Source organism: Kitasatospora sp. NBC_00374, assembly GCF_041434935.1.
GTDB lineage: Bacteria > Actinomycetota > Actinomycetes > Streptomycetales > Streptomycetaceae > Kitasatospora.
Window position 1 is genome coordinate 7,667,513 of record NZ_CP107964.1, and the last position, 25,329, is coordinate 7,692,841.

19 protein-coding genes are annotated in these 25,329 nt (G+C 74.6%); 8 read left to right on the top strand and 11 right to left on the bottom strand.

All coding sequences use genetic code 11. The annotated features are described in order from the left end of the window. The first annotated feature begins 93 nt into the window (after positions 1-93). Positions 94-3,537, top strand: a complete 3,444-nt coding sequence (locus tag OG871_RS33375; RefSeq protein WP_371503492.1) for a type I polyketide synthase — start codon at positions 94-96, stop codon at positions 3,535-3,537. 91 nt (positions 3,538-3,628) lie between these two features. Here OG871_RS33375 and OG871_RS33380 read toward each other — a convergent pair whose 3' ends face one another. Further along, a complete protein-coding gene (locus OG871_RS33380; protein ID WP_371501923.1) occupies positions 3,629-4,468 on the bottom strand; it encodes an aminoglycoside phosphotransferase family protein in 840 nt (279 codons plus the stop codon). A 271-nt stretch (positions 4,469-4,739) separates the two neighbouring features. Between OG871_RS33380 and OG871_RS33385 the strand changes: the two genes are divergently transcribed. Next, positions 4,740-4,889 (top strand): hypothetical protein, encoded by a 150-nt coding sequence (locus tag OG871_RS33385; protein WP_371501925.1) that lies wholly within the window; start codon positions 4,740-4,742, stop codon positions 4,887-4,889. Between the two features lie 69 nt (positions 4,890-4,958). On the opposite strand, the gene OG871_RS33390 is transcribed toward OG871_RS33385, so the two are convergent. Then, on the bottom strand, positions 4,959-5,879 hold the full coding sequence (locus tag OG871_RS33390) for a zinc-binding dehydrogenase (RefSeq protein WP_371501926.1): 921 nt from the start codon (positions 5,877-5,879) through the stop codon (positions 4,959-4,961). 124 nt (positions 5,880-6,003) lie between these two features. Here OG871_RS33390 and OG871_RS33395 point away from each other — a divergent pair, with 124 nt between their 5' ends. Continuing rightward, entirely contained in the window at positions 6,004-6,957 is a 954-nt protein-coding gene (locus tag OG871_RS33395; RefSeq protein ID WP_371501928.1) for a LysR family transcriptional regulator, read from the top strand. A gap of 40 nt (positions 6,958-6,997) precedes the next feature. Here OG871_RS33395 and ligD read toward each other — a convergent pair whose 3' ends face one another. After that, entirely contained in the window at positions 6,998-7,996 is a 999-nt protein-coding gene (ligD, locus tag OG871_RS33400) for a non-homologous end-joining DNA ligase (protein ID WP_371501929.1), read from the bottom strand. Positions 7,997-8,226: 230 nt separating this feature from the next. On the opposite strand from ligD, the gene OG871_RS33405 reads away from it, so the two are divergent. Further along, a complete protein-coding gene (locus tag OG871_RS33405) occupies positions 8,227-9,288 on the top strand; it encodes an ATP-dependent DNA ligase (protein WP_371501931.1) in 1,062 nt (353 codons plus the stop codon). Positions 9,289-9,310: 22 nt separating this feature from the next. Here OG871_RS33405 and OG871_RS33410 read toward each other — a convergent pair whose 3' ends face one another. Beyond that, complete coding sequence (locus OG871_RS33410; RefSeq protein WP_371501932.1) at positions 9,311-9,532, bottom strand: hypothetical protein; 222 nt, start codon at positions 9,530-9,532, stop codon at positions 9,311-9,313. A gap of 73 nt (positions 9,533-9,605) precedes the next feature. Then, entirely contained in the window at positions 9,606-10,535 is a 930-nt protein-coding gene (locus OG871_RS33415; RefSeq protein ID WP_371501933.1) for a TetR/AcrR family transcriptional regulator C-terminal domain-containing protein, read from the bottom strand. A gap of 190 nt (positions 10,536-10,725) precedes the next feature. Between OG871_RS33415 and OG871_RS33420 the strand changes: the two genes are divergently transcribed. Beyond that, the gene (locus tag OG871_RS33420; RefSeq protein ID WP_371501934.1) at positions 10,726-11,937 is read left to right on the top strand and encodes an FAD-dependent monooxygenase; all 1,212 of its coding nucleotides are present in this window, start codon (positions 10,726-10,728) and stop codon (positions 11,935-11,937) included. 162 nt (positions 11,938-12,099) lie between these two features. Here the strand turns inward: OG871_RS33420 and OG871_RS33425 are convergent, their stop codons facing one another. The 6 genes from OG871_RS33425 to OG871_RS33450 form a co-directional block, all read right to left on the bottom strand. Then, positions 12,100-12,462: a DUF805 domain-containing protein gene (locus OG871_RS33425; RefSeq protein ID WP_371501935.1), complete on the bottom strand. Its 363-nt coding sequence runs from the start codon at positions 12,460-12,462 to the stop codon at positions 12,100-12,102. 199 nt (positions 12,463-12,661) lie between these two features. Next, complete coding sequence (locus OG871_RS33430) at positions 12,662-13,390, bottom strand: hypothetical protein (RefSeq protein WP_371501936.1); 729 nt, start codon at positions 13,388-13,390, stop codon at positions 12,662-12,664. Beyond that, positions 13,387-17,577 carry a glycoside hydrolase family 38 C-terminal domain-containing protein gene (locus tag OG871_RS33435; RefSeq protein WP_371501937.1) on the bottom strand — a complete coding sequence of 1,397 codons (4,191 nt, stop codon included), beginning with the start codon at positions 17,575-17,577 and terminating at the stop codon, positions 13,387-13,389. Before OG871_RS33435 ends, OG871_RS33430 begins: the two co-directional genes overlap by 4 nt. Before the next feature lie 109 nt (positions 17,578-17,686). Further along, entirely contained in the window at positions 17,687-18,925 is a 1,239-nt protein-coding gene (locus tag OG871_RS33440) for a glycosyl hydrolase (protein WP_371501938.1), read from the bottom strand. A 108-nt stretch (positions 18,926-19,033) separates the two neighbouring features. Beyond that, positions 19,034-20,074, bottom strand: coding sequence for a LacI family DNA-binding transcriptional regulator (locus OG871_RS33445; protein ID WP_371501940.1), 1,041 nt, complete (start codon positions 20,072-20,074; stop codon positions 19,034-19,036). 330 nt (positions 20,075-20,404) lie between these two features. Beyond that, complete coding sequence (locus OG871_RS33450; RefSeq protein ID WP_371501941.1) at positions 20,405-21,160, bottom strand: metallophosphoesterase; 756 nt, start codon at positions 21,158-21,160, stop codon at positions 20,405-20,407. Between the two features lie 86 nt (positions 21,161-21,246). On the opposite strand from OG871_RS33450, the gene OG871_RS33455 reads away from it, so the two are divergent. From OG871_RS33455 to OG871_RS33465, 3 genes are all read left to right on the top strand, one after another. Then, the gene (locus OG871_RS33455; RefSeq protein ID WP_371501942.1) at positions 21,247-22,665 is read left to right on the top strand and encodes a PLP-dependent aminotransferase family protein; all 1,419 of its coding nucleotides are present in this window, start codon (positions 21,247-21,249) and stop codon (positions 22,663-22,665) included. Positions 22,666-22,909: 244 nt separating this feature from the next. Next, a complete protein-coding gene (gene tdh, locus OG871_RS33460) occupies positions 22,910-23,938 on the top strand; it encodes an L-threonine 3-dehydrogenase (RefSeq protein WP_371501944.1) in 1,029 nt (342 codons plus the stop codon). Positions 23,939-23,980: 42 nt separating this feature from the next. After that, positions 23,981-25,168, top strand: coding sequence for a glycine C-acetyltransferase (locus OG871_RS33465; protein WP_371501946.1), 1,188 nt, complete (start codon positions 23,981-23,983; stop codon positions 25,166-25,168). The last annotated feature ends 161 nt before the right edge of the window (positions 25,169-25,329 follow it).

Genomic DNA, 25,329 nt, shown 5'->3' on the forward strand with positions numbered 1-25,329 from the left:
GGCGGACAGGCCCCGGCCCGCACCCCGACGATCCGAATGGGCGACTCCCCGATGGCGAATGAAGACAAGCTCCGCGAATACCTCAAGCGTGTCCTGAAGGAGCTCGACGAGGCCCACACCCGGCTGCGGGACCTCGACGAGCGGGCCCACGAGCCGGTCGCGATCGTCGGGATGAGCTGCCGCTTCCCGGGCGGCGTCGACACCCCCGAGGACCTGTGGCGGCTGGTGTCCACCGGCGGCGACGCGATCTCCGGTTTCCCCGGCGACCGGGGCTGGGACACCGAGGCGCTCTACAGCGACGACCCCGACGCCGAGGGCACCGCCTACACCCGTGAGGGCGGCTTCCTGCACGACGCCGGGCACTTCGACGCGGCCCTGTTCGGCATCTCGCCGCGCGAGGCGCTCGCCATGGACCCGCAGCAGCGCCTGCTGCTGGAGACCACCTGGGAGGTCTTCGAGCGGGCCGGCATCGACCCGCTGTCCCTGGCGGGCAGCCGCACCGGAGTGTTCGTCGGCACCAACGGCCAGGACTACGTACCGGTGCTGGTGCGGGCCGCCGAGAGCTTCGAGGGCCACCTGGGCACCGGCAACACCGCCAGCGTGATGTCCGGCCGGCTCTCCTACGCCTTCGGCCTGGAGGGGCCCGCGGTCACCGTCGACACCGCCTGCTCCTCCTCGCTGGTCGCCCTGCACCTCGCGGCCCAGGCGCTGCGCGCCGGGGACTGCACCCTCGCGGTGGCCGGCGGCATCACCGTGATGCCCAACCCCGGCACGCTGATCGAGTTCAGCCGCCAGCGCGGCCTGGCCGCCGACGGCCGCTGCAAGTCCTTCGCCGGTGCGGCGGACGGCACCAACATGGCGGAGGGCGTCGGCCTGCTGCTGGTCGAGCGGCTCTCCGACGCGCGCCGCAACGGGCACCGCGTGCTGGCGCTGGTCCCCGGCAGCGCGGTCAACCAGGACGGCGCGTCCAACGGCCTCACCGCCCCCAACGGCCCGGCGCAGCGCCGGGTCATCCAGCAGGCGCTGGCCGCGGCCCGGCTGACGCCCGACCAGATCGACGCCGTCGAGGGGCACGGCACCGGCACCACCCTCGGCGACCCGATCGAGGCGCAGGCGCTGCTCGCCGCCTACGGCCGGGGCCGCGCCGAGGGCCGCCCGGCCTACCTGGGGTCGGTGAAGTCGAACATCGGCCACACCCAGGCGGCCGCGGGCGTCGCCGGTGTGATCAAGATGGTGATGGCGATGCGCCACGGTGTGCTGCCGCAGACCCTGCACGTGGACGAGCCCTCCCCGCACGTCGACTGGACGGCCGGCGCGGTGGAGCTCCTCACCGAGAACCGGGACTGGCCGGAGACCGGCCGCCCGCGCCGCGCGGCCGTCTCCTCGTTCGGCATCAGCGGCACCAACGCGCACGCCGTCCTCGAACAGGCCCCGGCCGAGGACCGGCCGCACGACACCGACGCGCCCGCCCCGGACCGGCCGGCCGTCCCCGCCCCGCTCCCGTGGCTGCTCTCCGGCAAGAACGAGGCGGCGCTGCGCGCCCGGGCCGTCCAGCTGCGCGAGCTGCTGTCCGACCCGACCGGGCCCGCGCCGCACGATCTCGCCCACTCGCTCGCCACCACCCGGGCGGCGCTCGACCACCGGGCCGTGGTGGTGGCCGCCGACGATGCGGAGCTGCTGGCAGCCCTGGACGCCCTCGCCGAGGGCTCCGCCGCGGCGCAGCTCGTCCGGGGCACGGTCACCGAGGGCCGACTGGCGTTCCTGTTCACCGGCCAGGGCAGCCAACAGGTCGCCATGGGTGAGGAGTTGTCCACGGCGTTCCCCGCGTTCGCGGCGGCGTTCGACGAGGTCTGCGCGGAGCTGGACCGGCACCTGGAGCGGCCGTTGCGCGAGGCGATCGCGGACGCGGAGCTGGTGAACGAGACGGGCTTCACGCAGCCGGCGCTGTTCGCGCTGGAGGTGGCGCTGTTCCGCCTGCTCGAAACCTGGGGTGTGCGGCCGGACTTCCTGGCCGGCCACTCGATCGGCGAGCTGGCCGCCGCGCACGTCGCGGGGGTGCTGTCGCTGGCGGACGCGGCGAAGCTGGTGGCGGCGCGTGGCCGGCTGATGCAGGCGCTGCCGCGCGGCGGGGCGATGGTCGCGATCCAGGCCGCCGAGGGCGAGGTGCTGCCACTGCTGACCGACGGTGTCGGGATCGCCGCGGTCAACGGGCCGACGTCGGTGGTGGTTTCGGGCGACGAGCAGGCGGTGCTGGAGCTGGCCGCCGACTGGGACGCCCAGGGCCGCAAGACCAGGCGGCTCACCGTCAGCCACGCCTTCCACTCACCGCTGATGGCCGCCATGCTGGCGGAATTCCGCACGGTGGCAGAGCAGTTGACGTTCGAGGCGCCGCGCATCCCGATCGTCTCCACCCTCACCGGTGCGCTCGCGTCGGCCGAGCTCACCGACCCCGAGTACTGGGTGCGGCACGTCCGCGAGGCCGTCCGCTTCGCCGACGCCGTGCAGACCCTGGCAGCCGACGGTGTACGCACCTTCGTCGAGCTGGGCCCGGACGGTGTGCTCTCCGCGATGGGCCAGGACTCCGCACCGGACGCCGCCTTCGTTGCAACCCTGCGCGCCGGCCGACCCGAGACGCAGGCCGTGATCGCGGCCCTCGGCACCGCCCAGACGCGCGGGGCGGCCGTCGACTGGCCGGCGTACTTCGCAGGCACCGGCGCGCGGCGGGTGGACCTTCCGACCTACCCGTTCCAGCGGCGCCGCTACTGGCCCGAGGCCGCCGCCGAGGAGCCGACCGGCACCGGTGTGGACGCCGCGTTCTGGGCAGCCGTCCAGCAGGAGGACGTCGACGCGCTAGCCGAGTTGGTCGAGCTCGACGGCGACCAGCCGCTCGCCGCGGCCCTGCCCGCGCTGGCCGCCTGGTTCCGGCAGCAGGCCGCGCAGCACCCGGCTCCCGCCGAGCGGCCGGAACCGGTCGCGGCGCCCGAGAGCCCGGCCGAGGTTCCCGCCCTGGCGCATCGGCTGGCCGCGCTTCCGGAGCCGGAGCGCGACAGCACCGTCCTCGCGCTCGTCCGGGCCGAGGTGGCCGCCGTGCTCGGCTATCCCGGCCCGGAGGAGGTCGACCCGGCGCAGGCGTTCCGAGACCTCGGCCTCGACTCGCTCACCGCGGTAAACATGCGCAACCGCCTGTCCGAGGTCACCGGCCTGGTCCTGCCCGCCTCGGTGGTCTACGACCAGCCGACCCCGGCCGCACTCGCCGCCCACATCCGCCGTGAACTGGCCCCGGACGGTGCCGACCCGGGCGCCACCGTGCTCGCCGGCATCGACCGGCTGGAAGCCGCGATGGCGGCGACCACCCCGGACGGCGTCACCCGGGCCCGGGTCCAGATGCGCCTGCAGGCCCTGGCCGCCCACTGGGCCGAGACCTCCGCGCCCACCGTCGGCGGCGCGGGGACGGCCGCCGACCTGGTCGACGTCGACACCCTGGACGCGGCCTCCGACGAGGAGCTGTTCGCCTTCATCGACGACAGCCTCGCCTGACCCGCACCCCCTGCCCGCGGCGGCGGGCACGGCCCTCAGGCCGCCCCGCCGCCCCGGGCCGCCCCCGCCGCCCCGGGCCGCCGCCGGCGGCTCAGTCGGAGCACCGGCCCCCGCCCAGCCCGAGGTGCCGGGCCAGCGGGTCGTCGCGGTCCGGGGCCAGCAGCAGGGGGGCCAGCGCCCGGCACCAGGCCAGCAGCCGCTCGCCGTCCGACCCGGGTACCAGCAGGGTCAACTCCTCGATCCGGCCGGTCAGTCCGGCCGGATCGGCGACGCCGTCGAAGGCCCAGTCGACCAGGTCGAAGTCCGGGTCGCCCAGGCAGGGCCGTGGGTCGATCGCCACCAGGCCGGGCCCGCCGACCAGGACGTTGGCCGTGTGCAGATCCCCGTGCACCAGCCCCACCGGTCCGGTGCCGGCCAGTTCCCGGGCGGCCCGCCGACAGTGCTCGGGCACCGGGACGTCCCGCCGCCGGGCCAGGTCGAAGATCAGGCCGGTCCGCTCGGCGAGCCGGGGCAGCCCCGACGGCAGCTCCACCGGGGTCCGGAGCTCCGTCAGCAGCCGCCCCGCCTCGGCCGGTCGCCACGACCTGCCGCGCAGTGCCGTGCCCGGCTCGACCCCCGCCAGTAGCAGGGCGCCGACGGCCGGCTCGTCCGCGAGCAGCCCGACCACCGACGGCACCGCGGTCCAGGCCCGCAGCGCTGCCGCCTCCTGCCGGGCGATCAGCGGATCGGGTGTCAGCTTGAGCCAGACCGCAGCGGCGTCGGACTCCCGCTCGCAGCGGTACACCACGGCGGTCCCGCCGCCGCGGGCGTCCAGCACCCGCACGCCCCAGCGGCCGGCCAGCTCGGCCACCAGCCCGGGCAGCTCCCGGTACCACCCGAGCGCGGACGGGCCGAACCGGCGGACCAGCCGCGCCTCCTGCTCAGCCGTCACGGCGCACCAGCACCAGCACCAGGACCAGCACCGTCCCGGCCCTCACCGGCCACCTGTCGGTGGGCGCGGCCAGCAACTGCCCCAGTGTCTGCACCGGTCCTCCCCGTCGTCGATCGTCCGCGGTCGATTCTGGCAGAGCCCCGCCGCCCGGATCAGGGCGACTGCTCCGGATCGTGACCGCCGTCGGCTCCGCCGATCAGGGGACGTTGCGTATACGTGCCGGATCCGGGGGCAGACGTGGATCACGGATGCGCACAGAAGAGAGGTACCGATGAATCTCGTCATGGTCCTGCTGCTGGCTCCGATGGTCCTCGCCGCGGTCCTCACCGCGTCCACCCCGCAAGGGCGTTCGCGCCACCGCGGCCGCCGCGACCTCGGGGTGGCCCGCACCGGAGGCCGGCCGCGGCACCGGCTGAGCTGATCCGCCTGCCCCGACCCGACCCGACTCGCGTCGGACGGGCCGTCAGGCCGCGAGGCGGGGGAGGCGGGCTCAGGAGACGGTGAGGACGGCGTTGCCGCGCACCCGCCGCTCGCGTACGTCCACGAGCGTGCGCGCGGTGTCCGCCCAGTCGGCGGTGCGGCCGATCTCCGGGTGCAGCCGTCCGGCGGCGACCAGCCCGACCAGGGTGGCCAGGTCCGTGCCGAGACCGGTGTCGGAGTCCAGGTAGTGGAAGTGCCGCAGGGTCGCGGACTCGGGACCGGCGAAGAAGTCGAAGAAGTCGAGGGTGACCGGCGTGCGGCTGGCCTGGCCGAACCAGATCAGTGTGGAGCGGCGGCCCAGCCGGGCCAGCGCGAGCGGCAGCGCGGCACCGCCGGTCGACTCCAGGACGAGGTCGTACGGGCCGGTCGCGTCCGCGAGGTCGTGGACCACCCGGGCGGCGCCCAGCTCGGCGAGGCGCCGGCCGCGTTCGGGGGAGGCGGTGACGGCCGTGACCTCGGCGCCCGCCCCGGCGGCGAGTTCGGTGAGGTAGTGGCCGACGCCGCCGGAGGCACCGGTGAGCAGCAGCCGCCTGCCGAGGACGGAGCCGGCGGTGCGCAGCAGGCGCAGTGCGGTCAACCCGGCCAGCGGCAGCGCCGCGGCCTGCGCGGTGGGGAGGTCGTCGGGCAGTTCGGCGAGGGCGTCGGTGGGCACGGCCGCATACTCGGCCCAGCCTGCGGAGGGCGGGTGTCCGACCACGCGGCGGCCGGTCGCGGGCCCGGAGCCGTCGGCGGCCTGCTGCACGACCAGCCCCGCGATGTCCTTGCCGGGCCGCCAGCCGGGCGCGGGGTGCTCCAGCTGGAAGGTCTCGCCGCGGTTGACCGAGAACGCCTCGACCTTGATCAGCGCCTCGTCGGGTCGTGGCCGGGGGTGCGGGGCGTCGCCGAGGGCGACGGGCCGGTCGAATTGGCCGGTGGGCAGGAGCGCCTTCATCGGGCAGCCTCTCTGGCGGGGCGACGAGTGGTGACGGGGCCAGCAGACCGCGGACCGCACCGGAGGGTCCAACAATCACCTGACCACCCGTGACAACCGTGCGTTGTCACCTAGGCTGGGCAGCATGGATCTTGACCTCGCGCAGCTGCGCGCGTTCGCCGCGGTCGCCGGGCTCCTGCACTTCGGCCGGGCCGCCGACCGGCTCGGGATCACCCAGCAGGCCCTGTCCAAGCGGATCGCCCGGCTGGAGGTGCGGCTCGCCGTCCGCCTGTTCGACCGCGGCAGCAGCACCGGCGTCCGTCTGACCGACGCCGGCCGGCGGCTGCTCGAACCGGCCCGGCGCGCCCTGACCGCCGGCGACCTCGCGGTGGCCGCCGCCCGTGGCACCCGGCGACAGCTGCGGATCGACGTCTGGGGTCATCTGTACGCGCCGATGCGGACCCTCGCCGAGGTGGTCGCCGCCGCCCCGGAGCTCGATGTCGCCCCGGGGGCCGGGCGCGACTTTCCCGCCGTGGCGGACGCCCTGCGGCGCGGCGAGGTTGCTGCCGGGCTCGGCCGCGTGCCGGCCCCGCGCGGCGGGGCCGTCACCGACCTCGCCCACCGGCTGGTCCGGCTCGAACCGGTCGACGCCATCCTGAGCGCCGATCACCCGCTCGCCGGTGCCCGCGAGCTGCGCCCCACGGACCTGCGCGACAGCGCGCTGCGGTACCCGGCGGAGGTGGAACGGCTCGACTTCCTCACCCGGTTCGCCGACCGGTTCGGGATCGCCCGCCGGGTCGGTGGCCCCAACCTGGGCCTCGCGCCGTTCCTGGCCGCGATCCGCGCGGACCCCTCGGCGTTCTCGCTCTTCCCGGCCGACGCGGCGCCCGCCCGGGAGCCCGGCATCCGCTTCGTCCCCCTGGTCGCCCCGACCCCGCTGTACGCCTGGTCACTGGTCTGGTCAGGCGCCCATGAGCACCCCGAACTCTCCTCCCTGGCAGAGGCGTTCGCACAGCTTGCCCGCCGCAGCCGGTGGCTGGAGTTCGATCCGGAACGCGACTGGCTGCCCGACTCCGACACCGACACCGACGCCGCCTGACCGGGACCGACGGAAGCCGACCCCGCCAGGCCCGGCCGGGTCAGCTCTCCTTGCGCGCCCGGCTCGGCTGGACCCGGGCCGGCTCGCCCGGCATCTTCGGGTGGTCCGGCGGGTACGGCAGGTCGCCCTGGTCCTGCTCGTGGTACAGCTCCAGCACCCGGTCCAGTGAGAAGGCGTGCTCCTCGATGTCCGCGTGCAGGTCGCCGAGGTCGGCGAAGCGCTCGGGCACCGTCCGCAGGTCGAAGTCGGTCGGCTTCACCTCGCCCAGCTCCTCCCAGCGCAGCGGGGTGGAGGCGGTGGCCTCCGGGCGGGGCCGCAGTGAGTACGGCGAGGCGATGGTGCGGTCGCGGGCCATCTGGTTGTAGTCCACGAAGATCCGCTCGCCGCGCTCCTCCTTCCACCACGCCGTGGTGACCTTCCCGGGCATCCGCCGCTCCAGCGCCCGGCCGAGCGCGATCACCGCGTGCCGGCAGTCGGTGAAGGTCCAGCGCGGCTCCAGCGGCACGTACACGTGCAGCCCCCGCCCGCCGGAGGTCTTCGGCCAGCCGCGCAGCCCGTACTCCTCCAGCAGACCGCGCAGCTCCTGGGCGGCGGCGACGGCGTCGTGGAAGTCGGTGCCGGGCTGCGGGTCCAGGTCGATGCGCAGCTCGTCCGGGTGCTCGGTGTCGCTGCGGCGGACCGGCCACGGGTGGAAGGTCAGGCAGCCCAGGTTGGCGGCCCACAGGACGGCGGCCGGCTCGTTCGGGCAGATCTCGTCCGCCGTCCGGCCGCTCGGGAAGGCGATCCGGGCCGTCGGCAGCCACTCCGGCAGCCCCTTCGGGGCGCGCTTCTGGTAGAAGAACTCGCCCTCGACGCCGTCCGGGAACCGCTGCAGTGTGGTCGGCCGGTCGCGCAGGCCGCGCAGCACCCCGGGCGCGACGGCGAGGTAGTAGTTCGCGATGTCCAGCTTGGTGTAGCCCCGCTCCGGGTAGTACACCTTGTCCGGGTTGGACAGCCGCACCGCCCGGCCGTCCACCTCCAGCTCCACAGCTCCTGCCATGCAGCCCACGCTAGGGCGTCCCGGACGGTTCGCACCTCGGGCCCGGCACACCGCGGCCGCCCGAGGTGGCGGACCGCAGGCCGATGGCGCCCAGCTGGTCGCCGGCCTCGGCGATCGACCAGTGGGTGGCGTGCACCAGCCCCGGCGGTGCCGGGCCGGGCCCGGGCGCCGGTAGGCCGTCCGGGCGGCGCCGCCGCGCGGACGCCCGGGCGGACGGCCACCATCGGAGCATGCAGCTACCCGTGATGCCGCCCGTGTCGCCGATGCTCGCCAAGTCGGTCGCCGAGATCCCGCCGGGCATGCAGTACGAGGCCAAATGGGACGGCTTCCGGGCGATCGTCTTCCGCGACGGCGCCGAGGTCGAGCTCGGCAGCCGCACCGGCAAGCCGCTCACCAGGTACTTCCCCGAGGTGGTGGAGGCCTGCCTGCGCGAGCTGCCGGAGCGCTGTGTGGTGGACGGCGAGATCGTGATCGCCCGGGACGGCCGGCTGCGCTTCGAGGAGCTGCTGGAACGCATCCACCCCGCCGCCTCCCGGGTCCGGACGCTGGCCGAGCGCACCCCGGCCTCCTTCCTCGCCTTCGACCTGCTCGCCCTCGGCGACCGGGCCCTCGACGCGCTGCCGCTCGCCGACCGCCGGGCCGCCCTGACCGGGGCGCTGGCCGGCGCCGCCCCGCCGGTGCACCTGGCGCCCGCCACCACCGACCTGGAGCTCGCCCGCACCTGGTTCACCCGGTTCGAGGGCGCCGGGCTGGACGGCGTCGTCGCCAAGCCCCTCGACCAGCCCTACCGGCCGGGCGAGCGGACCATGTTCAAGGTCAAGCACCAGCGCACCGCCGACTGCGTGCTCGCCGGCTACCGCGAGCACAAGAGCGGACCGGTGGTCGGCTCGCTGCTGCTCGGCCTCTACGACGACGACGGCCGGCTCCAGCACGTCGGGGTCTGCGCCTCGTTCCCGATGGCGCGCCGCCGCGAACTCGTCGAGGAGCTGCGGGAACTCCGGATGGACAGCTTCGCCGGCCACCCCTGGGCCGCCTGGACGGACGAGAGCGCCCAGGCCTCGTCCCGGCTGCCCGGCGGACAGAGCCGCTGGACCGGCAAGAAGGATCTCTCCTGGGTACCGCTGCGCCCCGAGCGGGTCTGCGAGGTGGCCTACGACCACATGGAGGGCAGCCGCTTCCGCCACACCACGCAGTTCCGTCACTGGCGCCCCGACCGTGAGCCGCGCGGCTGCACGTACGAGCAGCTGGCCGAGCCGGTCTCGTACGACCTGGCGGAGCTGCTCGGGCCGTGACCGCTCCGGGTGGGCGGGGTGCTCAGCGGCGGTTGCGCGGGTGCTGCCTGGCGGTCCGCTCGTTGCCGTGCTTGTAGTGGCCCGTCCAGCGCGCCATCACCAGCTGCGCGTCACCCGACTCGGCCTCGTCGACGAACTCCGCGGCGCGCGGGCCGCGCAGCTTCGCCGCCACCTTGCCGTGGTGCCACACCACGACGGTTCCGTCGGGGCGCTGGTCGTAGCTGAATCCGGACGGTGACGGCATGGGTTCCTCTCGGCTGCTGGCGTGACGCCCGTACCCTGACAACTCCGTGCGGCCCGCGCAACGGCATTTCCGCTCAGGGCCGCTGCGCCCGGACGAGCGCGGCGATGCCGTCCAGGATGCGCTGCAGGCCGAACTCGAAGAGCCGGTCGAGGTCGAAGTCGTAGCCGGTGGTGGTGATCCGGGCCAGGCCGGGGAACCGGCCGGTGGCCAGGAGTGCCCGGAGGGCCGGCTCCTGGCTGTCCATCCACTGTTCGCTGTCCAGACCGCTGAGTGCCTCGGCCTCGGCCTCCGACTCCAGGTTGACCGCGGTGCCGCGGATGTAGTTGAGCAGCACGAGGTGGGCGGTGAAGCGGGTGGAAAGGTCCAGGCCGAGACCGTCCAGCGAGGCGAGCACCCATTCGGTGAAGGGCGCCGCGCCGGGCAGCGGCTGAGGCCGGGTCAGCGACATCGCCGGTGCCAGCCACGGGTGCCGGCGGAAGGTGGCCCACAGGATGCCGGCGGCGAGTTCCAGTCGGGCCCGCCAGTCCTGCGGCGGCTGCGCGGGGAACGACCAGGTGGAGCAGACCGCGTCCATCATCCTGGTCAGCAGCTCGTCCTTGTCCGCCACGTGCCGGTACAGCGACATGGTGGCCACCCCGAGTTCGGCGGCGACCCGGCGCATCGAGACCGCGGCGAGCCCTTCGGCGTCCGCGACCGCCACGGCCGCGGTGACGATCCGGTCGAGGGTGAGGGCCTGGTCGGGTGCGGGCTTCCGGCGGGTCGGCTCGGCGCGTACCGGGCGCGCGGCGGCGACGACGGTGCCGACGCCCGGTACCGCGCGGACCAGTCCGTCCTGCCGGAGTTCGTTGAGCACCTTGGTGGCGGTGGCCATCGCCACCCCCCACCGGCGGGTGATCTCCCGGGTCGAGGGCACGCGGTCGCCCGGCGCCAGCTCGCCGGTGTCGATCCGCTGTCGCAGCTCGGCGACGATCTGATCGCAGCGGGACACTCCCTGCCGGCCCACGACACCCTCCACCGCACTAGTGCACCTCGGAGTCGCCACTCTAGCCGTCGGGCGGCGGGGATCGCCCGACCCACCGGGCGAGACGGTGTGGAGAACTACGGCCAGCACTAGTGCACCAGGTGGCAAAACCACTGGTGGCAGCGGTAGTTAGGGCTTGCATGCCGAATGCGTACGTCGTACATTCTGGGTCATGGGGAACACCGACATACTCATCTCCGGCGCCGGCGTCGCAGGCCCGGCGCTGGCGTACTGGCTACGCAGGGCGGGCTTCGCCGTCACCGTCGTCGAGCGCGCACCCGCTCCGCGGCCGGGCGGCCAGACCGTCGACCTGCGCGGAGCCGGCCGTACCGTGATCGAGCGGATGGGCCTGATGGACCGGGCCCGGGCGGTGAGCGTCGACCAGCGCGGCCTGGTGCTGGTCGACGCGACCGGGCGGATCACCGCCCGGATGACCGCGGACAGCTTCGGCGGGGAGGGCATCGTCTCCGAGATCGAGATCCTCCGCGGCGACCTCGGCCGACTCCTGTACGAGGCGACCGCGGACGAGGTCGAGTACCTCTTCGACGACACCGTCACGGCGCTCGACGAGGACGACGAGGGAGTGACCGTCGCCTTCGAGAAGGCCGCCCCGCGCCGCTTCGGCCTGGTCGTGGGTGCGGACGGCCTGCACTCCGCGGTCCGCGCCCTCGCCTTCGGCCCGGAGTCGGAGTCCGTCCGGCCCCTGGACGTCCACACCGCGTGGTTCACCGTCACCGGCGGGCCGGACCTCGACGGCTGGTTCCAGATGTACAACGCGCCCGGAGGGCTGGTCGCCTCGGCCCGGCCCGGCCGCGCCCCCGGCGAGGTCAAGGCCGGCCTGAGCTTCCGTGCGCCGTCCGTCAGGTACGACCGCCGCGACGTCGCCGCGCAGATGGACCTGGTGACGAGCCGCTTCGCGGGCGTCGCCGGCTGGCAGGTCCCACGCCTGCTGGCGCAGATGCGCACTAGCTCCGACTTCTTCTTCGACTCCATGGGGCAGGTGCGACTGGACCGGTGGTCGCGCGGCAGGGCGGTGCTGCTCGGCGACGCGGGCTACTGCCCCACGCCGCTCACCGGGCTGGGCACGAGCCTGGCGCTGGTCGGCGCCTATGTGCTGGCCGGGGAGCTGGCCGCGGCAGACGGCGACCACCGGACCGCCCTCCGCAGGTACGACGAGGCGATGCGCCCGTACGTCGGACAGGCGCAGCAACTGCCGCCCGGCGGCGCCGCGGGGTACGCCCCGTCCAGTGCGCTCGCGATCAGGCTGCGGGCGGCGTCGATGCGTTCGATGAACCGCTGGCCGATGCGGAACCTGCTCGCCGCGCAGTTCGCCAAGGCGGGGGGCATCGACCTTCCCGACTACCGGTTCGGAGCTGACGGTTAGTCGCTTCTCACGGTGGGGGTGGATTCGGAAAAGTGAACAGCGGGAAAACGGGGTGACGGATCGTCGGGTGCGGAATTCACCCGGCATCTCCGAGCCGCCCGCACCGGGAGACGAAAATCCGGGCCCGGCCATTTCGGCCGGGCCCGGATTTCACCGGTGGTCTCAGACCTGAGCCGCTTCCGCGAGCTTCGGGTTGGGGCCGTACTGGTTGTCGGCCGGCTGGCCCTCGCTCGCGTTGAAGACGAGCAGGATGATCGGGCCGACGAGCGGGATCAGCGCGATGAGCAGCCACCAGCCGGAGCGGCCGGTGTCGTGCAGGCGGCGGATGCCGACGGCGATCGCGGGGAGCAGCACCGCCAGCGCGTAGACGCCGCCGAGCAGGCCGGAGGTGCCGGCGACACCGTCGACGATCGCCAGGACGATCGCGATGACGGCGTTGACGAGGGCGAACATCCAGAATTCCTTGCGGCGCGCACGGCCGCTGAATCCGACGTAGTTCTTGAGTACTGCGAGGTACCAGTCCACCGTGCTGCTCCTATTTTCATGGCTGCTGAGCGGGGTGAACCTATGGCCTGGTCAAACGGGGGGTCAAGTTGGTTTTCCGGGCGATGCGTGATTGTGATTGCGGAGTGGTCGGTTTGCCCGGCTTGCGGCGTCGGTGAGGGGTATTTCCAGGGTGCACAGAGCGATTCTGACGGGGCGTCGGAAAATCCCTGTGCAACCGTCAGTGCCGGTGGTGGTTGTCGGGCTGGGCGGGGTCACCGGGATGTTCGAGACCGGGGACGAGGGTGAGGCGGGCGGCCCGGGTGTGGTCGAGCCAGTGGGCGAAGGCGGTCCGGCGGGCGGAGTCCAGCAGCCGGTCGCCGGGTTCGTCGGGGTGCGCCCGTGCGGTGCGGCGGCCGAGCAGGGTGGCGCTCCAGCCGCCCGCCGTGGCCGGCCGGCCGGGCGGGGTGGCCCGCAGCGCGGCGGCCAGGGCGGTCGGCAGGGTGTCCGGGTCGGCCTCGAACTCGCCGTCGGGGGTGGCGAGGTGCCAGACCTCGCCGACCGGGTCCGTGGGTTCGGCGCGGCGGTGCTCGGGGTCGGGCGTGGTGTCGGCGGTGACGGCCCGGTAGACCGCGCGGACGGCGGGGCTGCCCTCGTAGGCGGCGGCGGTGATGGAGCCGAGTTCGACGGCGGCCCGTTGGTCCAGCCGGACGGGGGCCGGGTCCGAGCAGTCCAGGCCGCGTTCGGCGGCCTCGGCCGCGCACAGTTCCTCGGTGAGGACCACCTGGGCGACCCAGCGGGTCAGCTGGCGGTCCTCGGGGCTGCCGGCGACCGGCAGCGCGGCCGAGCGCGGACCCTCGCGCAACGCCGCCAGCCGGCGGTCCAGCTCCGTCCGGGCGAGCGGCCGGCCGTCGAGCAGGCCGAGGACGTCGGGGCGCGGGTGGCTGTGGTGGTGCTGCCCGTGACTCACGGCGCCACCACCAGTTCGACGGTCGGCGAGTACTGGCAGCGGCCGAACCACATCACCTTGGTGAGCGCCCAGTACGCGCCGGGTTCGGCGTCCGGCGGGGCCGCCAGGTCGAAGGTGACGGTCTGTTCGGTCCCGGCGGCCACACTGAAGCCGCGGACCGGGGCGGCGACGGTCTCCCAGATCCCCCAGGGCGCGACCACCTGGAGTTCGCCCCGGATCTCGCCCCGGGTGCGGTTGGTGAGCACCAGGCGCAGCGAGGCCCGGCCGCCGGGCCGGATCCGTACCGACGCGGCCGTGGCCGTCACCGACAGTCCGGTCTCCCGCGCGGCGGCGGACTTGGTGCCCTGTGCGGCGGTCCAGTCCTCGGGGATGTCACCGGGCGCCGGGAGCAGCGCGGGGAGCTCCCCGACCGCGACGGTGGCCACGTCCTCGACCTGCTGCCCGCCGTACCCGATCCGCACCGCGGCGAAGTACAGCCCGGGCTCGACCCCGGCGGGCGGCGTGAGGGTGACCGGGAACCGCAGCTGCCCTGACGCCGCCAGCCGGTACGGGCGGCGGCGCACGCTCACCGCCCAGCCTTCCGGCGCCAGGACGTCGGCGGTGCCCTCGACCTCGGCGTCCAGCAGGTGCGAGGCGAGGACCGCGGACAGCGCGACCGGCTCGCCGCCGGTCCGCAGCAGTCCGGGGGAGACGCCGACCGACACCGGGAGGTAGCCCATCGGCGCGGGGCCGCGGTTGTGCAGCCAGTAGCGGGCGTGCACGGGCTGGGCGGCCTCGGCGGTCGGTCCGAGCGGTGGCCCGTCCGAACGGGCCCGGTCGGGGCGGGCCGTCACGGTGGTGACCTCGGAGCCGGCCAGCTCGATGCCCTCGCCGAGTGCGGTGACGGGCCGCTCCAGCAGGTCGGCGCGGTGCGGCGCGGTCAGCCGCAGCGCGCCGCTGAGGCTGGCGGTGCGGCCGAGACCGGTCGACTCGACCAGCCGCAGGGTGACCCCGGCGGCTGGGTCGGCGACGGCGGCGGAGCCGTGCGCGATCGGGTTTCCGGTCGGCTTGAGGGTGCCCAGCAGCACCTCCCGGGCCGGCTCGACCCGCAGCCAGGCGCGGGTGGCGGGCAGGGTCCCCGGGCGGGCGGGGGCCAGGCGCGGGAGCAGCGGGTGGTTGAACTCCTGGCCCTGGGCCGGGAGGGTCAGGGCCCGCCAGTCGCCGTCCCCGGACACCAGCGAGTAGCAGAACTCATGGGTCCAGTGCTGGAGTTGGAAGGAGGATCCGTCCGGCAGGGTGCGCTGCGGCGGGTCGATCCAGACCCCGGAGGGCCAGCCGGTGCAGGAGCGCATCAGCGACAGGTGCAGGGCGCCGGTCGGGTCCACCGCGAAGCCGGGCAGGCCGTAGGTGAGCAGGGCGACGGTGTGGTCGGTGAGCTGCTCGGAGGCGGGCAGCCGCCCCGGGCAGACGGCGTGCACCACGGAGTCGGCGAGGTCCTCGGCGAGCCCCGCCGGGTCGGTGACCACCAGGGCGGGCAGGGCCCGCAGGTCGCGCAGGTCGGCGTTGGGCTGCCAGACCTCGTGCAGGGGCTTGTCGGCGGGGACCCAGACCCGGCCGTGCGCGGCCAGCGCCGCCGCGTACTCCGCGCCGGCCCGCTCCAGTACCTCGCGGGCCGCGGCGTTGGTCTCCGGGCCGCCGAGCACGATCCGGAAGTCCGGCAGGTTGGAGTCGACGTCCAGCCAGCCGTAGCGGGCCCGGTCGGCGCTGCCGGTGGTCGCGGTCACCCCGACCCGGGCCAGGGCCACCACCAGGTCGCGGGCGTCGGCGGCCGAGGCCAGGTCGGGCACGACCACCTCGGCGACGCCCAGGGCCCGGTCGCCGAGCGCCTCGCCGGCCGGGTCGGTGAGCGAGATCCGGGCGGTGGAGCCGAGGCCGAACCAGGTGTTTGCGGGGTTGTCGAGTGTCCACGGCGCCTCGGCGGCGTCCACGTCGGGCAGCGCGAAGCCGCGCCCGACCACGGCGTCGGCCACCTCGCTGACGGGCAGTGCGCCGGGCAGGTCGACCGGGAACCGCAGCCGCAGCAGGCGGTCGGCGCCGGCGTAGTCCACCACCCTGGTCCGGCAGTCGACGCGGTCGACGCCGTGCCAGAGGGTCACCGTCTGCTCGTACCCGATGCCGTCGACCGTGCCGGTGACCACCAGGCGCTCGCCGAGCGGACCGGTCTCGCGGCGGACGGTCGCGGGTGTCGCCGAGGCACCGGTGACCGGGCCCTTGGGGACGAGGTGCCACGGGCCCTCGCCGAAGTCGGGGTGCTGCGGGTACTCCGCGTACACCCGCAGCTCGTTGCCGACCTGGCCGTCCCGGATCAGCTCGCGTCCGTGCGCCTTGTCCCGGACGGAGGCCAGGGCGCCGCCGCGGACCGGGTCGGCGGTGACCAGGTAGCGGCCGTTCTCGGCGGTGAGCCTGTCGGCGGCGGACCACAGCGGCGCGGGCGGCGCGTCGAGCAGCCGCCAGCTGCGCCAGCCGAGGGCCGGGACGTCCTCGGCGAGGAACCACAGGGTGCCGCGGTCGACGGCGCTGGGCACCTCGGCGCCGGTGTCTGCCAGCACCCGGGCGCCCTGCGCGCCCTCCGGCAGGCGGACGGCGGTCAGGGCCGTCCGCTCGAAGGAGAGCGTGTTGGCGACGACGACGGCGGTGCCCTCGCCGGTGGTGTCGATCCGGGCGACCAGCGCGTCCAGGGCGGTGTCGCGGACCTCGGCGGCCAGGTCGTGCGCCTCGCGCCAGCCGCTGAGCAGGTCGATGTAGACCTGGTCGGACTCGGAGCCGGTGATCGCGTCGTGGTGGGCGCCGTAGGCGAGTTGGCGCCAGACCTTGTCGAGGGCCGCGTCCGGGTAGCGGCCCAGGCCCTGCAGGGCGGCCAGGGTGGCGAGCTTCTCGGCGTCCACCGCGGCGACCTCGGCGGCCCGTTGGGCCTGCTTGGTGTCGATGTAGGAGACGTCCTTGCCGGTGTAGACCGGGTTCATGTCGCGGGTCTGCGGGCTCGGGCGACGCCCGGTGGCGGCCAGTTCGGCGCGGACGGCGGTGAGGAACTCGTGCGGGGTGCCGCAGACGAACCGCGGCCACACGTACTTGGCGGCCCAGGAGCGGTGGACGGCGGTGACCCACTTGTTCGGCGGGGTGTAGTCGGTGCCGACCGGCAGCAGCAGGTTCCTGGTGGCGCCGACCGGCTTGATCTTGCGGTAGAGCTCGTAGACGGCCTGCTCGGCGGAGGCGAGGTCGGGCGAGGAGTCCATCCACCAGCCGGCCGAGTAGTGGTGCGCCATGTAGTGCGTCAGCACCCCGTGACCCGAGGGCGACAGCCACTCGAACTCGCTGGGGAACTGCATCAGGGTCGCGTCGTCCTTGGCCTCGCGGAAGTTCTTCTGGATCGGCCCCCACTGGTGGAACGGGCCGCGGGCCCAGGCGCTGCCGGTGAGGCCCGCGTCGGCCAGGTAGCCGGGGAACTGCGGGTCGTGGCCGAACACGTCGAGCTGCCAGGCGGTCTGCGGGTCGCCGCCGAGGATGTCGCGCTGGTAGCCGATGCCGTAGACCAGGTTGCGGATGGTGGTCTCGGCGCCGGTGAGGTTGGTGTTGGGCTCGTTGTAGGTGCCGCCGACCAGCTCGACCTGGCCGCTCGCCAGCAGCCGGCGCAGGTCGGCCCGGCGTTCGGGGTGCTGGTCGAAGTACGGCTTGAGGTAGTCGATCTCGGCCAGCACGAACTTGTAGACCGGGTCGCGCAGCGCCAGGTCGAGGTGGATGTCGACCAGGGCGAAGCCGTTGCGCTCCCACAGCGGCCGGGTGGTGGCGTCACCGGAGAGCAGTTCCCAGGGGGAGGTGTACGCGGCCTGGGTGTTCCACCAGACCGGGTCGTAGTGGAAGTGCGAGACCAGGTACATCGTCCAGCCGGGCTCGGCCACGTCGAGCCGGGCCTGCGCCAGGGCCGGGCCGGCCGTGACGGTGATCGGGCGCGTGGTGCCGGCCACCGGGTCGGCGACGGTGAGGGGCACCTCGACCACCCCCGTACCGGTCGCCGCCCCCTCGACTCCCGGCCCGGTGACGGTGATCGGGGTGGGCGGGCCGTCGAGGGTCACCCGGAGCACCTGACGGGGTGCCTCCTCGGACCCCACGAACAGGTCGGTGCTCTCGACTGCGCTGATGGTGACCGGCACGGGCGGACTTCCTCTCGGTCGGGTGGGCGGGCGCGCTGTCACGGGCCCGGGCCTCGAACTCGTGCATGCGGGCGGTGGCGTTCCCGGCGGTGCGGTGCGGGCGGTGCGGTCAGGTGCGGGCGAGCACGGTGCCGATCCGCCGGGCGGCCAGGTAGGCGTCGTCGTCGGCGCGGTGCGCGGGGACGACGGCGAGCGGGCCGGCCTGGCGCAGCCGTACCCACTCGGTGTGGAAGGCGCTGCCGGGGGCGACCTCGGCCCGGCGTTCGGGCCGGGAGTGCAGGTCGACGTCGCAGACCAGCGCGGGACGGTCTCCGGCGGACGTCCGCGGGCCGCGCAGTTCCCCGATGGCGGCGGCGAGTTGGGCGGCCAGCGGCTTGCGCCGGTGGTCGACGGTGAACAGGCCGCGGTCGTACTCCCGGTCGGCGAGGTCGGCCTGCCGGCGGTCGGTGTCGTGCGAGCACCACCAGGTGACGCCCCAGAGCGCGGGATTGGGCGCGACCTGGTCGATCATCCGACGGGCGGAGGCGGCCGCCTCCGCCGCGGGTACTTCCGGCCGGGGCGCGCCGACCTCCTGCAGCCACACCGGGCGCAGCGGGTCGGCCGAGCCGGCCGCGGCGAGTTCCACCAGGTAGTCGGCGTGCGAGGTGGTGGCCGGGCCGGGCGGGCGGCCCGGCGCGGGGACGGCGTCGAACACCCGGGAGTGGACGGTGGTCAGGTCGCCCAGGCCGCCGGCGTCGGTGGGGTGGAAGGGGTGGCCGCCCGCGTACCAGGCCGCGTCGTGCAGGGAGTAGAGGCCGAGCAGGCGGGGGGCGGCCGTCCGGGCGGCGGCCAGCAGCTCGGCCGCCCAGGTGGCGGTGGTGGCGGCGCCGGTCGGGTCGGCGGGCCGGAGGTGGTCGACCTCGTTGCCGAGGGTGACCGCGAAGACGTTCTCCCGGGTGGCGGCGGCCCGGCAGACCTGGTCCACGTAGGCTCTCAGCCCGGAGCGGACGAGTTCGTCGGTGAAGACGCTGCGCTGGTGCCAGGTGAGTACCCAGGACGGCAGGAAGTCGAAGCTGGAGAGGTGGCCCTGGAGCAGGTCGACCGCCACGTCCAGGTCGAACTCGGCTGCGATGTCGATGAGTTCGAGCAGGTCGTCGATGCCCTGGCGGCGGATCAGGGAGCGGTTCGGCTGGATCCAGGGCCAGATCGGGAAGACCCGGACGTGGTCCAGGCCGAGGCCGGCCAGGTCCTCGAAGTCGCGGCGCGCGGTGTCCGCGGAGAAGTCCAGCCAGCTGGAGAGCCAGCCCGAGGAGGGCACGTAGTCGGCGCCGAACCGGAGCCGGTCGGTGCCCGGGTGCTGCGTCGTCACGCGCGTCCTCCTGCAGCCGGTCGGGGCCCGCGCGGGCCCCGACGTGCGTACGGCGCGGTGCGGCGTTCCGGTCGGGGCCGGCTCCTTCACCGTTCGCCTGCTCGGAGCCTAAACCGATTTAGTGGGCCTGCCAAGACCGGGCGGGGCGGTGCTCTCCCGGACGGTGAGGCGCGGCGTCGGCGTCTTGAGGTCCTCGGCGGACGAAGGATCGGCGACCGCGCGCAGCAGCGCGCCGGCGACCTGCTCGCCGAGCGCGAAGGTGTCCCGGGAGAGCGCGGTGAGCGCGGGGTGGACGATCCGGGCGAGCACCGAGTCGTCGAAGGAGACGATGGACAGCTCGCCGGGCACCGACACGCCCATCTCGGCGGCCACCCCCAGCCCGGCCACCGCCATCACGTCGCTGTCGTAGACGATCGCGGTGGGCCGCCGGGCCCGGGTCAGCAGCGTCCGGGTGGCCGCGGCGCCCTCCGCGTCGCTGAAGTCGGTGGGCACCGACACCGCGTCCTCCAGGCCGAGCCGGCGCGAGGCGTCCCGCAGCGCGCGGATCCGGCGCTGGGTGTGCTGGAAGGCGGGCAGCCCGGCGAGGTGGGCGATCCGGCGGTGGCCGAGCGCCGCGAGGTAGTCGACGATCGACAGCATCGCCTCACGGTCGTCGGCCCAGACGCTCGGCAGCGTGCCGTGCCGGCCCGGGCCGCCCAGCACCACGCTGGGCAGGCCGAGCTCCTCCAGCACCTCGATCCGCGGGTCGCGCAGCTGCAGGTCGACCAGGATGAAACCGTCCACCCGGTGCTCGGAGGCCCACCTGCGGTACACCTCCACCTCGGCGGCGGTGTCCTCCACCACCATCAGCTGCAGCGCGACGGCGTGGGCCGACAGCCCGGCCTGCAGGCCGGACAGCAGCTGGGCGAAGAAGGGCTCGACGCCGATCGTCCGGGCCGGCCTGGCGAGCACCAGCCCGACCGCCCCGGCCCTGGCGCCGCCGAGTGCCCGGGCCGCACTGTGCGGGCGCCAGTTCATCTCCTCGGCGACCTGCAGGATCCGCTCCCTGGTGGTCTCGCTGACGCCGGGCCGCCCGTTCAGCGCGAACGAGACGGCGCCCTTGGAGACCCCCGCCCGGCGGGCGATGTCGGCGATCGTCGGTCTGGACACGGACGCGGCTCCTCTGCCCGTGCACACGGGCGCTGGTCGCTGCCGGAAGGCCGGCCCGCCGAGGGTTCGGGCGCGGCGGGCCGGCCGGGGCGGTCGGGTGGGGGCGCGGCCGGGGTTCGCCCGTCCGCCGCCGGGGGCGCCGGTGCCGGCGTCCTGACACCGGAGTCTAGCCCGCAGGGCGGCCCCCGGTCGCTAGACCGGTTTAGTGAATCGCGCCGGGCGGAACCTGGGCAGGTAAGCCGCCTCGGACGGCTTTCGACCGCGCCGAGTTGCTGCGCCGGACCGCCCACCCCGGGCCGCGTTCGTCGGGGGCGGACGCCCCAGGGCCGGTCAGACCGGGACCGTCCGGAAGTGCGTGGTCAGCCGCCCGTCCCCGGACAGTACGTGGAAGGCGAGCGCCGGCGGCAGATCGAGGTGGACGAAGTCCTCCGGGTGGGCGCGCCGCTCCCAGGGCAGCCGCAGCGTCGAGGTGACCCCGGGGGCCACCAGCAGCGGCCGCCCCGCGAACGTGGTCGCGGCCGGAGTGTGCGCGTGACCGCACAGGAACCCGGCGATCCCGGGGCGGCGCCGCGCCAGTTCGGCGAGCCGGTCCTCGCCGAACTGCCGGATGCCGTCGATGAACGGCTCGTGCAGCAGGGCCGGCGGGTGGTGGAAGGCGACCAGCACGGGCACCCCGTCGGGGGTGCCGACGAGCTCCCCCTCCAGCCAGGCCAGCGTCCGGTCGTCCAGCAGCCCGTGGTCCTTCCCCGGTACGGACGAGTCGCACAGCGCGATCACGAACCCGTCGCCCCGGTGCACCCGGTTGACCGGCTCGGCCGAACCGGCCTGCCCCAGCAGGACGCCGCGGAACGCGGCCCGGTGGTCGTGGTTGCCGGGGAGGACCAGCACCGGGTGCCGCGAGACCAGCAGCCGCCGCGCCTGCTCGTACTCGGCGGGCAGCCCGTGGTCGGCGATGTCACCGGTGACCAGCACCGCGGCGAGCTCGTACGGCAGCCCCTCCAGGTACGCCAGCACCGCCCGGGTGCGCTCCTCGGCGCGCCGGCCGCCGTCCAGGTGGATGTCGCTGAGGTGGGCGATCACGATCACTGCCGAATCCCTTCGTCGTACGGCCGGGCTCCAGGCCCCGGGACGAACCTACGAGGGCGACCGGACCAGCGTTAAGATCCGGTTCCATGCCGAATCCCTGGTCCAGTTCCGGTCCGGACCTCCACCTCGACCTGGACCCGGCGGGCGGGCGGCGGACCGCGGTCGAGAACGCCCTGCGCGAGGCCGTCCGCACGGGCCGGCTGGCCGCCGGCACCCCGCTGCCGTCCACCCGCGGGCTCGCCGGGGAACTCGGACTCGCCCGGGGCACCGTGACCGCCGCCTACGACCAGCTGGTCGAGGAGGGCTACCTGACCACCCGCCCCGGCTCCGGGACCACCGTCGCCGACCTGCCGCCGGCCGCGCCCGCCCCCGCACCCCCGGCCGCCACGGACCCCGCGCAGCCCGTCCACGACCTGCGCCCCGGCCGACCCGACGTCAGCTCCTTCCCGACCAGGGCCTGGCTCGCCGCCACCCGCCGGGTGCTGGACCGCGCCCGTCCGGAGGTCTTCGGCGCCGCCGACCCCCAGGGCCGGATCGAGCTGCGCACCGCGCTCGCCGACCACCTCGGCCGGACCCGCGGCGTGATCACCACCGCCGACCGGGTGGTGATCACGTCCGGCTTCTACCAGTCCCTCGGCCTGCTCGCCGCCGTACTGCGGGCACGCGGCGCCGGCACCGTCGCCACCGAGGACCCGGGCCACAACCTCCACCGCGGCGTGATCCGCAGGGCCGGGCTCACGGCCGCCGCACTGCCCGTCGACGCGCACGGCGCCCGCGTCGAGGAACTGGACCGGCAGACCGACGCCGTCCTGCTGACCCCCTCGCACCAGTACCCGACCGGGGTGCCGCTGCACCCGCGCCGCCGCCAACAGCTCCTCGGGTGGGCGCGGGCCACCGGCGGCCCGGTCGTCGAGGACGACTACGACGGCGAGTTCCGCTACGACCGCCGGCCGGTCGGGGCCCTCCAGGGCGCGGCCCCCGAGCAGGTCGTCTACTGCGGCACCGCCTCCAAGACCCTCGGGCCCGCGCTCCGGCTGGCCTGGCTGGTCCTGCCGCGCGCCCTGGTGGCGGACGTCGTCCGGGCCAAGGCGGAGGACGACCTGTACACCGAGACGCTGGGCCAGCTCGTCCTCGCGGACCTGATCGCCACCCACGCCTACGAGCGCCACGTCCGGGCCGCCCGGATGCGCTACCGCCGGCGCCGCGAAATCCTCCTCGACCGGCTGGCCGCCGTTCCCGCGCTCACCGCCCACGGCGTCCCCGCCGGCCTGCACACCCTGCTCACCCTCCCCGCCGAAGGGCCCGGCGAGCCGGCGGCGCTGACCGCCTGCGCCCGCCGGGGCATCGCCCTGCGCGGACTCACCGAGCTCCACCACGACCCGGCCGGACGCCCGGAGGGCCTGCTGATCGGCTTCGCCGCCCCCTCCGAGCGAGGGTTCCCGGCCGCCCTGGACGGGCTGCTCCCGGCCCTGGCGCACGTGCTCGACCCCACGTCGGAGCGGTGAACGGCGCCGCCCGCTGAGCCGAACGGGTGGACCCCGGCCCGCCACCGGTACCGCCCGCCCCCAGCTCGGGCACGATCGTGAAGCCCTGCTGTGGCCGCCGTTAAGAATTCCTCGATGGACCGGACCCCCTCCGACCAGGCAGATTACCGATGCCCGGTCGGCTGCGCTCCCTCGCGCGCGCCACGGATCGGGCGGTCTCGGCCGGTCCACCAGGCCCGTCCCCGCGTGCGTCAGGAGCTACCCCGTGAAGGCACTCGTCAAGCAGAAGGCCGAGCCCGGGCTCTGGCTGATGGACGTCCCCGAGCCCGAGATCGGCCCCGGCGACGTGCTGATCAAGGTGCTGCGCACCGGCATCTGCGGCACCGACCTGCACATCCGCAAGTGGGACGGCTGGGCGCAGAACACCATCAGGACCCCGCTCGTGCTCGGCCACGAGTTCGTCGGCGAGGTCGCCGCGATCGGCGCGGCCGTCGCCGACATCACCGTCGGCGACCTGGTCTCCGGCGAGGGCCACCTGGTCTGCGGCAAGTGCCGCAACTGCCTGGCCGGCCGCCGTCACCTGTGCCGCAACACCGTCGGCCTGGGCGTCAACCGCAACGGCGCCTTCGCCGAGTACGTGGCCCTGCCCGCCTCCAACGTCTGGGTGCACCGGGTGCCGGTCGACCTGGACGTCGCCGCGATCTTCGACCCGTTCGGCAACGCCGTGCACACCGCGCTCTCCTTCCCGCTGGTCGGCGAGGACGTCCTGGTCACCGGCGCCGGCCCGATCGGCATCATGGCCGCCGCCGTCGCCAAGCACGCCGGCGCGCGCAACGTCATGATCACCGACGTCTCCCCGTACCGCCTCGACCTGGCCCGCGAGGTCGGCGTCACGCTGGCGCTGAACGTCGCCGAGCACACCATCGAGGAGGGCCAGCAGAAGCTCGGCCTGCGCGAGGGCTTCGACGTCGGCCTGGAGATGTCCGGCCGCCCCGAGGCGATGCAGTCGATGATCGCCAACATGACCCACGGCGGCAAGATCGCCATGCTCGGCCTGCCCGCCGACGAGTTCCCCGTCGACTGGGCCCGGATCGTCACCTCGATGATCACCATCAAGGGCATCTACGGCCGCGAGATGTTCGAGACCTGGTACGCCATGTCCGTCCTGCTGGAGGGCGGCCTCGACCTCAGCCCGGTGATCACCGGACGCTACCCCGCCGCCGACTTCGCAGCCGCCTTCGACGAGGCCGCCGGCGGCAACTGCGGCAAGGTCATCCTTGACTGGACCGCCTGAGACCGGACCGTCCGACCCTCTGACCCGCAGCTAGGAGCCACTGTGTTCGACAACGTCCGCGACGACCTCGCCACCACCCTCGACGAGATCCGCGAGGCCGGCCTGTTCAAGCCCGAGCGCGTGATCGGCAGCCCGCAGAGCGCCGCCGTCTCCGTCTCCGGCCGCTCCGAAGAGGTCCTCAACTTCTGCGCCAACAACTACCTCGGCCTCGCCGACCACCCCGCCGTGGTCGCCGCCGCCAAGGACGCCCTCGACCGCTGGGGCTACGGCATGGCCTCGGTCCGCTTCATCTGCGGCACCCAGGACGTCCACAAGCAGCTGGAGGAGCGACTCTCCGGCTTCCTCGGCCAGGAGGACACGATCCTCTACTCCTCCTGCTTCGACGCCAACGGCGGCGTCTTCGAGACCCTCCTCGACGAGCGCGACGCCGTGATCTCCGACGCGCTCAACCACGCGAGCATCATCGACGGCATCCGCCTCTGCAAGGCCCGCCGCCACCGGTACGCCAACCGCGACCTCGCCGACCTGGAGCAGCAGCTCAAGGACACCCAGGACGCCCGCCGCCGACTCATCGTCACCGACGGCGTCTTCTCGATGGACGGCTACATCGCCCCGCTGCGCGAGATCTGCGACCTCGCCGACCGCTACGACGCCATGGTGATGGTCGACGACTCGCACGCCGTCGGCTTCGTCGGCGCGAACGGGCGCGGCACCCCCGAACTGCACGGCGTGATGGACCGCGTCGACATCATCACCGGCACCCTCGGCAAGGCCCTCGGCGGCGCCTCCGGCGGCTACGTCGCCGCCCGCCGCGAGATCGTCGCCCTGCTGCGCCAGCGCTCCCGCCCGTACCTGTTCTCCAACTCGCTCGCCCCGGTGATCGCGGCCGCCTCGCTCACCGTGCTCGACCTGCTGGAGAAGTCCGGCGACCTGCGCGAGCGGCTGGCCGCCAACACCGAGCTGTTCCGCCGCCGGATGACCGAGGCCGGCTTCGAGATCCTCCCCGGCGAGCACGCCATCGCCCCGGTCATGATCGGTGACGCCGCCAAGGCCGGCCGCCTCGCCGAACTCCTGCTGGAGCGCGGCGTCTACGTGATCGGCTTCTCCTACCCGGTCGTCCCGCACGGCGCGGCCCGGATCCGGGTCCAGCTCTCGGCCGCCCACTCGACCGAGGACGTCGAGCGCGCCGTCGCCGCCTTCATCGACGCCCGGGCCGCCCTGGAGGCCTGAGCACCCCAACCCCCTTCCGACGGACGGCCGGGCACCCGCCCGCGCCGTCCGTCGGCCGTTCCGTCAGCACCCCGGTACGGAATTGCCACGATCGTGTCCGGCCGGACACGCTCCGTCGCGGACTGTGTAGGTTGGTGCACGGAACGACGTCGGCAGAAGGG